Below are 13,639 nucleotides of genomic sequence, written 5' to 3' on the forward strand. Positions count from 1 at the left end.
GTGCCGGCGTAGGTGTGGGTGACGGTGGCGGTGCCGCCGGAGAGGGTGGCGGTGGTTGCGCTGGTGCCGTCGCCGAAGGTGAAGGTGACGGTGCCGGTGGGGGTTCCCGCCCCGGGGGCGACCGAGGCCACGGTGGCGGTGAGGGTGGTGGGTTGGCCGGCGACAGTGGGGTCGGGGGAGGAGGCCACGGCGGTCGTGGTGGTGGCCTTGCTGACGCTCTGGGTGTCGGTGCCGCTCGACGTCGTGTAGTGGGTGTCGCCGTTGTAGGTGCCGGTGAGGGTGTACGGGCTGCCGGAGGTGTCGGTGTAGATGTGGGTGGTGGTGGCGAGGCCGTTGCTGAGGGGCGCGGTCACCGTGGGGCTGCCGTCGCCGAAGGTGAAGGTGACGGTGCCGGTGGGGGTGCCCGCTCCGGGGGCGGCCGAGGCCACGGTGGCGGTGAGGGTGGTGGGTTGGCCGACCACGGTGGGGTCGGGGGAGGAGACCACGGCGGTGGTCGTGGCGGCCTTGCCGACGGTCTGGGTGTCGGTGCCGCTCGACGCGGTGAAGCTGGCGTCCCCGTCGTAGCTCGCGGTCGCGGTGTACGGCCCGCCCGCGCTGGTGTACGCGTGGCTGATCCGGGCCACCCCGCCGGAGATTGGCGCCGATGCGGTCGGCGCCCCGTCCCCGAAGTCGAAGGTGACCGTGCCGGTCGGCACCCCGGCCCCCGGACCGACCGGCGCCACCGTCGCGGTCAGGGTCACCGGCTGGCCGGTCACCGATGGGTCCGGGGCGGTGACCAGTGTGGTGACGGTCGCCGCCGGCAGCACGGTCTGGGTGTCACCGCCCGCGGAGGAGCCGAAGTTGGCGTCCCCGCTGTAGTTGGCGGTGATGCTGTAGGGGCTGCCGGTCGCGCCGGTGTAGGTGTGCGCGACGGTCACCGCGCCGCCGGACAGCGGCGCCGTGATGGCCGCCGCCCCGTCCCCGAAGTCGAAGGTGACGGTGCCGGTGGGCACGCCGGCGCCGGACGGCGTGGGGACCACTGCGGCGGTGACGGTCACCGGCTGGCCGGTCACCGTGGGGTCGGGCGAGGAGGTCACCGTCGTCGCGGTGGTGGCGGCGATGGCCGTCACGGTGTGCGGGACGGTGGCGGTGGCGGTGGTGAAGTCGGCGTCCCCGCTGTAGGTGGCGGTGGCGGTGTAGGGGCTGCCCGCCGTGGTCGCATAGGCGTGGTCGGTCGTCGCGATCCCGCCCAGGACCGGAGCGGTGACCGGTGCGCTGCCGTCGCCGAAGTCGAAGGTGACCGTCCCGGTGGGGGTGCCCGCGCCCGGAGGAACCGCAAAGACGCGCGCGGTGAAGGTGACGTTCTGCCCGGCAGCGGACGGTTCCGGGGAGGAGGCCAGCGTCATCGCCGTGGCGACCGGGCCCACGGTCTGGGTGGCGGTGCCGGTGGACGGGGCGAAGTCGCCGTCGCCGTTGTAGGCGGCGGTGAGGGGGTAGGGGCTGCCGGCGGTGGTGGTCCAGGTGTGGGGGGTGGTCGCGGCGCCGTTGATCAGGGGCACGGTGACCGGTGCGGCCCCGTCGCCGAAGTCGAACGTCACGGTGCCGGTGGGGGTGCCCGCCCCCGGGGTGACGGGTGCCACCGTGGCGGTGAGGTCGACGAATTGGCCCGGCACCGAGGGGTCGGGCGAGGAGGTGAGGGTGGTGCTGGTCGTCGCCGGGGTGACGGTGTGGCTGCCGGTCCCCGCGGACGCGGAGAACCCTGGGTCGCCGCTGTAGGAGGCCATGACGGGGAAGGGGCTGCCGACGGTGCCGGCCCAGGTGTGGGGGGCGGTCGCGATGCCCTCGGCCAGCGGTACCGCCACCGGGTCGGTGCCGTCGCCGAAGTCGAATGTCACGGTGCCGGTCGGCGTCCCGGCGCCCGGTGCCACCGCCGCGACCGTGGCGGTCACGGTCACCGCCTGCCCGGTCGCCGACGGGTCGGGCGAGGAGTCCACCGCTGTCGTCGTCGACGCCGGCTGCACGGTGTGGGTTCCGAACCCCACCGAGGCGATGAAGTCGTCGTCGCCGCTGTAGCCGGCGGTGACCGTGTACGGGCCGGCCGCCCCGGTGAAGGTGTGCACGGTCGTCGCCAGGCCCTGGGCCACGGTCGCGACGACCGGTGCGGTGCCGTCGCCGAAGTCGAAGGTCACCGTCCCGGTCGGGGTGCCGTCCCCCGGGGCGTCCGGCGTCACCCGAGCGAAGAACGTCACCTGCTCGCCCGTCACCGACGGCTCCGGAAGGCGGCTGACGGCGGTGGTGCTCGCGCCAGGGCCGACGGTCTGGGTGGTGGTGCAGCCGGAGGGGGCGAAGCCGAAGTCGCCGTGGTACGTGGTGGTCAGGGTGTAGGGGCTGCCGGCGGCGCCGGGCCAGGCGTGGGTGACGGTGGCGGTGCCGTCCGTCACGGGGGTGGTCACCGACGGGGTGCCGTCGCCGAAGTCGAAGGTGACGGTGCCGGTCGGGGTGCCGGCCCCGGGGGCGACCGCGGAGACCGTCGCGGTGACGGTGACCGGCTGGCCCGGCACCGCGGGGTCCGGGACGGAGCTGACGGAGGTGGTGCTCGCGGCCGCGGTGACGGTGTGCGAGCCGGTTGCCGAAGTGGGCCCGAAGTCGGCGTCCCCGCTGTACGCCGCGGTGAGGACGTACGGGCTGCCGGCGGCGCCGGCCCAGGCGTGGGTCACGGTCGCCGCCCCGCCGGCGAGCGGCACCGCGACCGGTGCCGTGCCGTCCCCGAAGTCCACGGTGACGGTGCCGGTCGGCGTACCGGTGCCCGGTGCGGTCGCGGAGACCGTCGCGGTCACGGACACCGGCTGGCCCGACACCGACGTGTCGGGCGCCACCGTGATCACCACGTCGGACGCCGACCGGTCCACGGAGTGGTGGGTGGTGCCGGCGGAGGCGGTGAAGTCGGCGTCGCCGCCGTAGGTCGCGGTGATGGCGTAGGGGCTGCCGGAGGTGCCGACGAAGGCATGCTCAGCAGTGGCCACCCCGGCCACCACCGGCGCGGCCACCGGGCCGGTGCCGTCGCCGAAGTCGAATGTCATGGTGCCCGTCGGTGCCCCGGCACCCGGCTCCGCCGGTGTCACCGTCGTGGTGAAGACGACCGGTTGACCGGCCACGGACGGTTCCGGTGCGCCGGTCACCGTGGTCGTCGTGGCGTCCGGCAGCACCGTCTGGGTGGCGGTGGCCACCGCGGTGGTGAAATCGTCGCTGCCGTTGTAAACAGCGTTGATCGCGTAGGGGCTGCCCAGGCCGGTGGTGTAGGCGTGGGCGAGCAGAGCGGCCCCGCCGGTCAGTGCCACCGTCGCCGGGGCCGTGCCGTCGCCGAAGTCGACGGTGACCGTGCCGTCGGGCACCCCCGCTCCCGGCGGCAGCGCGGCGGCCGTCACCGCGACGGTCACCGGTTCGCCCACCACCGACGGACCCCCATCGGTGGTGACCGTGAGCACGGTCGCGGTCTGCACCACGGGCTGCGTCGTGCTGCCCGTGGAGGCGCTGAAGTCGGCGTTGCCGTTGTAGGAGACCGTCGCGGTGTAGGGGCTGCCGCCCGTGGTGGTGTACGCGTGCACCACCGTAGCCAGTCCCGCGACCGCGTCGGTGGTCACGGTCGGGGAGCCGTCGCCGAAGTCGAAGGTGACCGTGCCGGTCGGCTCCCCCGTTGCCGGGGACACCGTGGCGATCGCCGCGGTCAGGGTGACCGGCCGCCCGACTGACGACGGCTGGGGTGAGGCGACCACCACGGTGGACGTGGCGGCGGGGTTCATGGTCTGAGTGTCGGTGTCCGAGGAACCGGTGAAGTTCGCATCGCCGTTGTAGGCGGCGCTGACGGTGTAGGGGCTGCCGGTGGTGGCGGTGTACGGGTGGACGGCGATCGCGGCCCCGTCGTCGACCGGGACCAGGACGGTCGCCGAGCCGTCGCCGAAGTCGAAGGTGACGTATCCGGCGGGGGTGCCGGCGCCGGCCGCGTCGGACGCGACGGTGGCCGTGAAGGTGACCGGTTCGCCGGTCACCGAGGGGTCCGGTGCGGAGACCAGCGTCGTCGTCGAACCGGCCTGCTCGACGGTCTGGCCGTCCAGCCCGGACGACCCCGCGAAGTCGGCGTCGCCGCTGTAGACCGCGGTCACCGAGGAGGGGCCGGCGGCGGTGTAGGTGTGGGTGGCCGTTGCCGCACCGCCGGTCAGCGGCACCGTGACCGGCGGGGAGCCGTCGCCGAACTCGAAGGTGACGCTGCCGGTCGGGGTGCCCGATGCCGGCGGGACGACCACGACCGCCGCGGTGAAGGTGACCGCCTCGCCGACGACGGACGGGTCGGGTGCCGAGCTCACCGTCGTCGAGGTGGTCGACACGCTCATCGCCACGCTCTGCACGGAAGTTCCGACGGACGCCGCGAAGTCCCCGTCGCCGGAGTAGGACGCGGTGACGGTGTAGGGGCTGCCCGCGGTGCTGGAGTAGGCGTGGGTCGCCGTCACCAGGTTGTCCAAGACCGGTGCGGTGACGGTCGGGGAGCCGTCCCCGAAGTCGAAGGTGACCGTCCCCGTCGGGGTGCCGGCACCCGGCGGAAGGGGCGTCACCCGCGCGATCAGCGTCACGGTCTGGCCCACCGCGGAGGGCGTGGCCGACGAGATCACCGTGGTGGTGGTCTCGGCCGGTGCGACGGTGTGCACGATGGCGTCGTCGGACGGAGCGAAGTTGCCGTCCCCGCTGTAGTGGGCGGAGATCGTGTAGGGGCTGCCGGAGGCGCTGGTGTAGGCGTGGGCGACGGTGGCCGAGCCGTCGACGAGCCGGGCGGTGAGGATCGGACTGCCGTCGCCGAAGTCGAAGGTGGCCTCGCCGGTCGGGACGCCGGCCCCGGGCGCGACGGGGGTCACGGTGACCGTCACCGCCTCGCCGGTCACGGACGGGTCCGGCGCTGCGGTGACCGTGGTGACCGTGGCCGCCTGCTCGACGCTGTGCAGTGAACTTCCGTTGGAATCGGTGAAGTTGCTGTCGCCGCCGTAGGTGACGGTGACCGCGTACGGGCTCTGTGAGGCGTTGTCGTAGGTGTGGGTGGTGTCGGCGGTGCCGCCGCCGAGCGGGACGGTGACCGGCGTCGTGCCGTCGCCGAAGTCGAAGGTGACGGTCCCCGTCGGGGTGACCGAGGAAGCCGGGACGCCCTCCACGGTGGCGCTGAAGGTGACGGACTGCCCGGTGACCGAGGGGGACGGTGTGGTGCTCACGATCGTCATCGAGACGGCCTTGGCGACCACCTGACTCTCCGTCCCGGCCGAGGGGTTGAAGTTGTCGTCGCCGCTGTAGGCCGCGGCGACCGTGTACGGACTCCCCGACACCTCCGGATTGGTGTGGCTGACCGTCGCCGTGCCGCCCTCGACGGGCACCGTGACCGTCGGGCCGGCATCGCTGAACTCGAAGGTCATGGTGCCCGTCGGCGAACCGTCGGCCGGCGCCTCGGGGGTGACCTTGGCGACGAAGGTCGTCGCCTGCCCCACCGTGGAGGGATCGGGCGCCGAGGTCAGGTCGGTGGTGGTGTCGGCCGGCTGCACGGTCTGGTCCCCGGTGCCGGTGGACGCGGTGAAGTCGGCGCCGCCGTTGTAGGTGGCGGTGACCGCGTAGGGGGTTTCGGCCGCGTCGGTGTAGAGGTGGGTGGTCTCGGCGACGCCGTCGGTGAGCGCCGCGGTGCCGGTTGGGGTGCCGTCGCCGAAGTCGAAGGTGACGGTGCCGGTGGGGGTGCCCGCGCCGGGCGGGACGGTGGTGACCGTCGCACCGAACGTCACCTGCTGCCCCACCGTGGAGGGGTCGGGCGCGGAGGTCAGGTCGGTGGCGGTGCCCGCCGGCTGCACGGTCTGGGCGACGGTCCCGGTGGACGCGATGACGTCGGCGTCGCCGCTGTAGGCGACGGTGACCGTGTACGGGCTCTGCGCGGCGCCGGTGTAGGCGTGCGGGGTGGCGGCGGCCCCGTCGGTGAGGGGGACGGTGACCGGCGTGGTGCCGTCGCCGAAGTCGAAGGTGACGGTGCCGGTGGGGGTGCCCGCGCCGGGCGGGAGGGTGGTGACCGTCGCGGCGAACGTCACCGGCTCACCCACCGCCGCGGAATCGGGCGAGGCCGTGACGGCCGTCGTGGACGCGGCCTGACCGACCGTCTGTGCGGCCGTCCCCGTCGAGGGCGCGATGTTCCCGTCGCCGTTGTAGCCGGCGGTGACGGTGTACGAGGCTTCGGCCGCGTCGGCGTAGGCGTGGTCCACGGCCGCCACCCCGTCTGCCGGCGGGACGGTGACCGGCGTCGTGCCGTCCCCGAAGTCGAAGGTGACGGCGCCGGTGGGGGTGCCCGCCCCGGGCGGGATGGTGGTGACCGTCGCGGTGACGGTGACCGGTTGACCGGCCACCGACGGGTTCGGCGCCAGGCTCACATCGGTGGCGGAGGTGGCCTGTTGGACGGTCTGGGTGTCGGTGCCCGTCGAGGCGGTGAAGCTGCCGTCACCGCTGTAGACGGCGGTGATCGCGTAGGGGGCCTCGGCGGCGTCGGTGTAGGCGTGGGTGACCGTTGCGGCACCGCCCGCCAGCGGGGCGGTGCCGGTGGGGGTGCCGTCGCCGAAGTCGAAGGTCACCGTGCCGGTCGGCGCCCCGTCCCCCGGCGGTACGGGGGCGACCCGGGCGACGAGGGTGACGGCCTGCCCGGCCGGCGAGGGGTCGGGGGAGGACAGCACGGTGGTGGTGGTCGAGGCCGCCTCGACCACCTGGGAGTCCGCCCGGCTGGACGGTGTGAAGAAGACGTCGCCGCCGTAGGAGACGGTGACCTCGTAGGGGGTCTCGGACGGAGCGGTGTAGACGTGGCCGACCGACGCCGTGCCACCGGTGAGGGCAGCCGGCACGGGTGCCGATCCGTCGCCGAAGTCGAAGGTGACGGTGCCGGTCGGGGTGCCGGTCGTGGGCGGAACCCCCGTCACCACCACGGTGAAGGTGACCGTTTCCCCCACGACGGAGGGGTCCGGCGCGGAGCTGATGGCCGTCTCCGTGGGCGCCTGATAGCCGAAGCTACCGGACACGGTCACGCTGCCGCCCGGGGTGGTGATGACGAGGTCGGCCGGACCCGGCGTTCCCGGCGGCGTCACCACCACCAGCAGGGTGTCGGAGTACGCACGGAACGAGACCGCGGGCACCCCGCCGACGGTGACGGCGGTGACCCGGCTGAGGACGGTGCCGCTCACCACCAGGGTGGTACCGCCCGCGATCGGCCCGGTGCTCGGGCTGACACCGGTCACCGATGGGGCCGCGGCATAGGTGTAGAGCAGTTGGTTGCTCACCCCGCCGACGGTGGTGACGTAGACCGGGACAGTCCCGGGCCCCACTACGGGGGGAGCGGTCACCAGCAACTGCCCCTCGGAGACCGCGGTGGGGAAGGCGATCGCGTCACCGAAGTGCACCAGCAGCGCGGTGCTCAGGTTGGCGCCCACCAGCTCCACCACATTGCCCCCGCCGACCGGGCCGGCGGAGGGAATGAGCCGCGAAATGACGGGCCAGTACAGGTAGAAGAAGTACCCGATGCGGGCGCTGCCGCCGGGTGTGGTGACGGTGACCGGGACCGCCCCGCTGCCCGCGGGGGTCACCGCGACGATGGTCCGGTCGTCGAGGACGGAGAAGCCGGCCGACCGCCGGGTGCCGAAGTACACCGCGGTGGCGCCGGTGAAGTGACGCCCGACGATCGTCACCAGGGTGCCGCCGCTGTAGGAGCCCTGGTCGGGGAAGACCCCGGAGAGGCCCTGCAGTCCGGCCTCGCCTGCCCGGCCGGCGAGGCCGGTCCGCCGTAACAGCCCCGGTGTGCCGGTTGCGCGCGACAGTGCGCCGGGCAGGGCGTGCAGCAGCATGCCGCTGTCCAGCGCTCTCGGCAGGTCGGCGCGGGCCACTGTGGTGCGGAGCACCAGGTTGTCCCCTGCCTCCTGCGCCACGAGCGGGACCGGGGCGCTCAAGAGGGGCACGACCTTGTGGGAGGCCGGGTCGATGACGGCGATGCAGTTCCCGTCCCGGTCGGTGATCAGAAAGGGCCGATTCGGGCGCTCCGGTGTCAGCATGAGACCGCCCTCGCTCGCGTCATGCTTCCGATGACCGCATCGACGGCTCCCGCGGGGCACCGGACCAAGGGAGGCGGGACGGGCCGGGACGGGAGCGGGCGCGCCCTCCCGACCGTGTGGCGCGGGCCGGTGAGGTGCGCGGGGCGAACAGGACGGACAGCATGCATGACGGCTCCAGACCAGCTCGCGGGCCTGCCGCACCATTTGGCGCACGCTGGGGCGCCGACACGGCCGTTACCTGCATGCCTCAACGGAGGAGCGCGCTCGGACGACTCGTCATGACGAGGCTCCGACAAGGGCAGGACGCCTCCACTCCCCCGGAGAGGATGGGCGGCCCACCGGAATCGGACGCACCCAGTAACCCATTCCGGTGACGGCGTAGGCAACGCTCCGAGTGCGAGATCACCCGAAAGGGCGATCGCTTCCGGATTCTCCACTTCAGCACGTCCGGCCAGTATCCGAGCAGTTCCTCAAGCGCCGAGCCGACGGCGTTCTCGGCATCGACCGCCCGCACGCACGACGAGCAGTCCCCGCAGGCCACTTGGCCTTGGTCGGGCGAGGATCATCTCCTGGTACTCGAAGTAGGTGACCGGAGTGCTGGTCTTGGGGGACTGGACGTAGACCCGGGCGGGGATGGCCTTGATGTGCTCCTTCTCCGGACCAGTACCGGGAGCCCCGGGAACCGCCTGATAGTCAACGAAGAGGTGGCCGATGTAGTAGGCACCGTTGCGCCGGCCTTGCAGGCTCCCCTTCCGCCGACCTCACGGCCGGCCGCCCGCCGTCACGCCTGCACTGGCTGGTCAGCGGGCACCCGTGACGTGGTTGTGGCCCTGCCGACTGAGGTGCCGGCGGGCTGGGAGGCCCCCTTGTACGGCACAGGCAGAGGCACGGGTGCCGGCCGGCGGCCGGCGCGTGGCAGGGTGGGGGCATGTGCGGTCGATACGTCTCCACCCGCCGTCCTCAGGATCTGGTCGACCTGTTCGACGTCACGCGCTGGGACCCTGACCAGGTTCTCGACCCGAGCTGGAACGTGGCTCCCACCGATGGTGTGTGGTCGGTGCTGGAGCGCGTCGAGCACGACACCGGCGAGGTCACCCGGCAGCTGCGGCCGCTGCGCTGGGGGCTGGTGCCGTCGTGGGCGAAGAGCCTGAGCGTCGGCGCGAAGATGATCAACGCCAGGGTGGAGACGGTCGCGGAGAAGCCGGCCTACCGCCGCGCCTTCGCCAAGCGCAGGTGCCTGCTGCCGGCGGACGGCTTCTACGAATGGCAGGCCATCGCCGCGACCGGGACGGCCAAGGCCCGCAAGCAGCCGTACTTCATCAGTCCCGAGGACGGCCAGGCCATGGCACTCGCCGGCCTCTACGAGTTCTGGCGTGACCCCGACGTCTCCGACGACGATGCGCCGGGGGCGTGGTGGACCACCTGCACGATCATCACCACCGACGCCACCGACGCCGCCGGACGCGTCCACCCCCGCATGCCGCTGGCCATCGCCCCCGCCGACTGGAGCGCCTGGCTCGACCCCGCCCACCACGACGCCGGTGAACTGCGCGCCCTGCTGACGGCTCCGGCCGCAGGACACCTGGGCGCCCGGGCGGTGTCCACCGCGGTCAACAACGTGCGCAACAACGGGCCTCACCTCCTGGACGAGGTCGCCGGAGACCAGTCCGACGACTGAAGGATCATGGTCTCTGGAGCCCCGGCGGCGGCCACACACCCCGCTGCCGCAGTCGGTCCCACCGCCCCCGGGACGCATGCTGTTCACGCACCTGGCTTTCGGGGAATCGTCGTCAATTCGGTTGCTGTGAATACCGCCACAATGGGCTACTTGCCGTGAAACCGGTGGGCGGCCCATCCCGATCCGGGGGTGGACAGCCCCATGGCGTCTTTGCCTCTCGGAGGGGCCTTCGGGCCAATGGTGCGCCCTCTGGATGTGTCAGGCCATCCAGAAGAAGACCGCCGTCATCCGTTTCTCCCGCAGGGTGGTGCCCCAGTAACGGGTCGCCGTGTGGAAATCAGGTTGGCGGAGTAGAGGAGCAGGCGGTTGGCGCGGTGCGGGATGCGGACGTCCTCGGTGAAGGAGTCCGGCGTGACGAAGCGGGTGCCGAGGGCGTCGACCAGGTTGTTGTGCGGCGGAGCCACCTGGTTGCCGCCGAGGGTGCCGCCCGGCAGGCTCTGCCGGTAGAAGCTGGTTCCGCAGTCCGTGGGAACCAGGGGGTTGAGGTAGAGCACGGCCGCGTACCGGCAGAGGCTGCGGGAATCGGTGTGGGGGCGGGGCTCACACTCGCCCTCGCCGACGACCTGGACGCAGTTGTGGTTGAACGTACCGCCGCCCGCGGGGCGTTCGGCCCAGATCTTCGCGGTGCCGGTCGTCCTTCTCACCAGCTTCTCGACATGGGCCAGTTCGCCGGGTTCGAGCGCCGGCATGGTGCGCAGGCCCGGCCAGCTCTCGGGCTTGTGGGGGTAGCCCTCGGTCCAGTCGCTCTTGGCCAGACAACGTTCCCGCACGACGTCCGGGTCCGGCAGTACGCCGTCCAGCACCCAGTAGTCCCGGCCCCGGGTCGGCTTGCGGTACGGGAGCACGGGCAGGGCCGGGGTTCGTAGAGGCATGCAGGGAACGTAGTTCGCATCCCGTCAAGGGCTCGCCACCCAAGCGGTCAACCTTCAGTCAAGGGTTGCTCATCGCGCGCTTGACCCTCCGCGCGGCGGCGGTACGGCTGAAGCTGGAAGCGTTTCGCTGCCCGGCGAAGCGTCCACGTAAAGGGACGGCAGCGAGACCATCGGCCGCGGAAGACTCGGCGGGTGCTCGCTCCCGCCGGGCAGTGGTACGTCATGCGGCCCTCGCCAGGGTGGTACGGGCCGGAAGCGGAAGGGAGCCGACGGTTGTGTCGTGGCAAGCGCGCGGCAGCCGGGCGACCGCTTCGAGAGCCGCGCAGAGGACAGGACGGTGGACCGGCGCTCTTCTCCGGCCCGCCGCCCTCCTGCGAATGGATCAGCGGCACAACGTGTGGGAGTGACAATGTCGGATGCGACAGACCCGAACAACCCGCAGGGTGCGCATGTTTCGCGCCCCCGGTCCAGGGTGGGGGTGGTTGCTTCGTTCGACTTCGACCGGGACCGGGAGATCTGGCGCTGGGCGCCGGAGACGGCGTCACTGTTCATCGCGCGCACCGACCCTGTGACGTTCTCCGACAACCTCGAACTGGTCTCGTCCCTCAACCGCCCTGGGTGCGTGGACCGGCCCACCCGTGAGGTCTGCGCGATCGGCTCCCAGGTCGTCACCTACCTTTGCACGGCGTGCAGTTTTGTCGGGGGAGCCGCCGGCGAACGGGCACTTCGCAAGGCGATGCGCACCGCAGGTGCCCCGCAGGCGCTGACCTCGGCCGGGTCGGTGGTGGCGGCTCTGCGCGCGTTGGAGGCGCGGCGCATCGCCGTGGTGCACCCCTACGAGCCGCCTGTGGGCAGGCGGTTGCACGAGTACCTGACGGGTGAGGGACTGGAGGTGCTGTCCCTCACCGACCTCGGCCTGGGCTCCGTCCACGAGATCTACGACGTGTCCTACGAGCAGGTGACCGCGGCGGTCCGGGCCGGTGTCCACCCGCGGGCCGACGCCGTGTTCATCAGCTGCACGGCGCTGCCGACCTACGACCTCATCGCCCCGTTGGAGGAGGAATTCGGCAAGCCCGTCGTCACGGTCAACCAGGCCACGATCTGGGCGGCCCTGCGCGCGGTGGGCGAGCGCGCCATCGGGCCTCGTCAACAGTTGCTGACCGTGTGACTCCGGGGCCGCAGGCCGGCCGGCCCGCCACCTCCACGACGCCCGCCACGACCCTGACCCTCACCGCAGCACGCCGTGATCACCGGTCGGTGCAGCCCCGGCACCCGGTCCCGCCCCGGTCAGCGCCGCCTCGACGGGGCATGCGCAGCCGCCGTCCGTGGCACCGTCGGCCAGTGCCGCGAGGGCCGCACGCATCCGCGCGAGGTCGACGATGCGTGCGTCGAGGTCCGCGAGCTTGGCGTCGACGACGGTGCGCAGGCGCGAGGACGGGACGAGGCCCTTCTCCGAAAGCGCGAGGAAGGCCTCGACGTCCCCCATCCCGAACCCCAGCTGGTGCGCCCTCTGCACAAAGCGGACGCGGCGGACGTCGTCCTCCGAGTAGCGGCGGTAGCCGGAGCGTGGGTCCCGCTCGGGGGAGAGGAACCCACGCCGCTCGTAGTAGCGCAGAGTGCTCAACGGCACGCCGGCAGCGCGGGCGGCATCGGTCGGTGTCATGAAGTCACGGTCTCCCGGGGGCGGAGGGCGCTTGCTCGCCGTGCCCGGATCAGCTGCCACCCCTGCGCGAGCAGGAAGCCGATCTCGACCACGAGGAAGACCACCAGCACGGGCGTCGCGCCGGTGGCCAGGGCATACATCATCAGCAAGGCGAAGGCCGCCCGTCCAGCGGTGTCGGCGACGGCGGTCACGACATTGCCACGCACCAGGCGCACCACCGCCCACATCGTCACTAGGACGCCGAAGAACGTGACGAACAACAGGTGCTCCGGCCCGAACTCGCCGGGGGCGCGTCCCGGCAGGTCGAGGGCGGTGTGCACGGCGCGGAATCCGTCGATGGCGAGCCGGGCGGTCCAGGGGGTCGCGAACACGGGCGCGACGGCGAGGTCGTACAAGGCGCCGATCCGGACGGGGTCGGTCCCCGGGCGGCGGTTTGGACGTGGCGGGTGTGTCATGTCGGCAAAGGTGCACCCTGCACCGCGGTGCAGGGTCAAGCGACCGCCGCACCGGCGCCCTTCTGGTCGAGTTCACCGACATCGACCCCGTGGAGCTCGACGCGCGCGGCTTCACGGCGCACACCGGCAACCACCTCACCGCCGACGGCCTCCGCCGCACCGTCCTCCACGTCTGGAGCGAACTCAACCGGTGTGACGACGCGGTCGACGTCTGGGCCCGCCATGGACGGCTACCGGTTCCCGGCTGGTCATGGAAGAGGTGCTGCAGGCTCTGCGCGCGTCGGGACTGCCCGACGAGGAGATCCCGGCGCGGGTCCAACAGGGCTCGTCGGCGCGCTCCCGGCTGCGCAGGAACGGCCGCTAACCGGGCATCAACTTGCTGCGGGGGCTGGTCAGTTGTCTTCGCGGAGTGTCCGCGCAAGTACGGAGCGGTGGGTCGGTTTCGCGTCGCTGTAGCGCTGGTGGCCGTTGTCGGTGAGGACGACGAAGATGCCGCGGCGGTCGAGGTCACACATGGCTCGTTCGACGAGGCCGCCTCGTTCCAGCCTGGCGACCAGGCGGGATGCGGCGCTCTGGCTCAGGTGTACCGCGTGGGTGAGGTCCTGGCCCCGGCACTTGCCGTGGTCGGAGGAGGCGAGGAGCTCGAGTGCCTCGAACTCGCTGACGCTAAGGCCGTGCTGCGCCTGCAACTCGTGCTCGAGAGCGTTGTGCACGGTGGCGTGACGGGCGAGAAGCCCATGCCACTCGTCGACCAATTCCTGCTCTGAGCCACCGATCATGGAGCCAAGATAACATGCGCCAGCATTTGATGCGCGGAGATTAAATGCGCTTGC

At 72.3% G+C, this 13,639-nt stretch carries 7 protein-coding genes and 2 pseudogenes; 3 read left to right on the forward strand and 6 right to left on the reverse strand.

The window, feature by feature from the left end:
• Window positions 1-8,078: beta strand repeat-containing protein (locus ACWGI6_RS18570; RefSeq protein WP_453268499.1), on the reverse strand; the 8,078-nt coding region annotated here is incomplete at its 3' end.
• A 928-nt stretch (window positions 8,079-9,006) separates the two neighbouring features.
• On the opposite strand from ACWGI6_RS18570, the gene ACWGI6_RS18575 reads away from it, so the two are divergent.
• Entirely contained in the window at window positions 9,007-9,756 is a 750-nt protein-coding gene (locus ACWGI6_RS18575; RefSeq protein ID WP_453268500.1) for an SOS response-associated peptidase, read from the forward strand.
• 258 nt (window positions 9,757-10,014) lie between these two features.
• On the opposite strand, the pseudogene ACWGI6_RS18580 reads toward ACWGI6_RS18575, so the two are convergent.
• Window positions 10,015-10,688: pseudogene (locus tag ACWGI6_RS18580) on the reverse strand (DUF6445 family protein).
• 409 nt (window positions 10,689-11,097) lie between these two features.
• On the opposite strand from ACWGI6_RS18580, the gene ACWGI6_RS18585 reads away from it, so the two are divergent.
• The gene (locus tag ACWGI6_RS18585) at window positions 11,098-11,856 is read left to right on the forward strand and encodes a maleate cis-trans isomerase family protein (RefSeq protein WP_453268501.1); all 759 of its coding nucleotides are present in this window, start codon (window positions 11,098-11,100) and stop codon (window positions 11,854-11,856) included.
• A gap of 60 nt (window positions 11,857-11,916) precedes the next feature.
• On the opposite strand, the gene ACWGI6_RS18590 is transcribed toward ACWGI6_RS18585, so the two are convergent.
• Genes ACWGI6_RS18590 through ACWGI6_RS18600 form a run of 3 tightly spaced genes read right to left on the reverse strand, consistent with a single transcriptional unit; the run spans window position 11,917 to window position 13,030 of the window.
• Complete coding sequence (locus ACWGI6_RS18590) at window positions 11,917-12,351, reverse strand: MerR family transcriptional regulator (RefSeq protein ID WP_453268502.1); 435 nt, start codon at window positions 12,349-12,351, stop codon at window positions 11,917-11,919.
• Complete coding sequence (locus tag ACWGI6_RS18595) at window positions 12,348-12,806, reverse strand: hypothetical protein (protein ID WP_453268503.1); 459 nt, start codon at window positions 12,804-12,806, stop codon at window positions 12,348-12,350. Before ACWGI6_RS18595 ends, ACWGI6_RS18590 begins: the two co-directional genes overlap by 4 nt.
• 35 nt (window positions 12,807-12,841) lie before the next feature.
• Window positions 12,842-13,030, reverse strand: coding sequence for a hypothetical protein (locus ACWGI6_RS18600; protein WP_453268504.1), 189 nt, complete (start codon window positions 13,028-13,030; stop codon window positions 12,842-12,844).
• A gap of 8 nt (window positions 13,031-13,038) precedes the next feature.
• Between ACWGI6_RS18600 and ACWGI6_RS18605 the strand changes: the two are divergent.
• Window positions 13,039-13,119, forward strand: a pseudogene (locus ACWGI6_RS18605) (TetR/AcrR family transcriptional regulator); the annotation flags it as partial.
• A 79-nt stretch (window positions 13,120-13,198) separates the two neighbouring features.
• On the opposite strand, the gene ACWGI6_RS18610 reads toward ACWGI6_RS18605, so the two are convergent.
• Window positions 13,199-13,585, reverse strand: coding sequence for a MarR family winged helix-turn-helix transcriptional regulator (locus ACWGI6_RS18610; protein WP_453268505.1), 387 nt, complete (start codon window positions 13,583-13,585; stop codon window positions 13,199-13,201).
• Window positions 13,586-13,639 lie beyond the last annotated feature (54 nt).

The sequence above is a fragment of the Streptomyces sp. NPDC054786 genome, from assembly GCF_053611685.1.

Coding starts and splice junctions, on each gene's coding strand:
- ACWGI6_RS18575 (WP_453268500.1), top strand. CDS start 9,007: ATGTGCGGTCGATACGTCTCCACCCGCCGTCCTCAGGATCTGGTCGAC.
- ACWGI6_RS18585 (WP_453268501.1), top strand. CDS start 11,098: ATGTCGGATGCGACAGACCCGAACAACCCGCAGGGTGCGCATGTTTCG.
- ACWGI6_RS18590 (WP_453268502.1), bottom strand. CDS start 12,351: ATGACACCGACCGATGCCGCCCGCGCTGCCGGCGTGCCGTTGAGCACT.
- ACWGI6_RS18595 (WP_453268503.1), bottom strand. CDS start 12,806: ATGACACACCCGCCACGTCCAAACCGCCGCCCGGGGACCGACCCCGTC.
- ACWGI6_RS18600 (WP_453268504.1), bottom strand. CDS start 13,030: ATGGCGGGCCCAGACGTCGACCGCGTCGTCACACCGGTTGAGTTCGCT.
- ACWGI6_RS18610 (WP_453268505.1), bottom strand. CDS start 13,585: ATGATCGGTGGCTCAGAGCAGGAATTGGTCGACGAGTGGCATGGGCTT.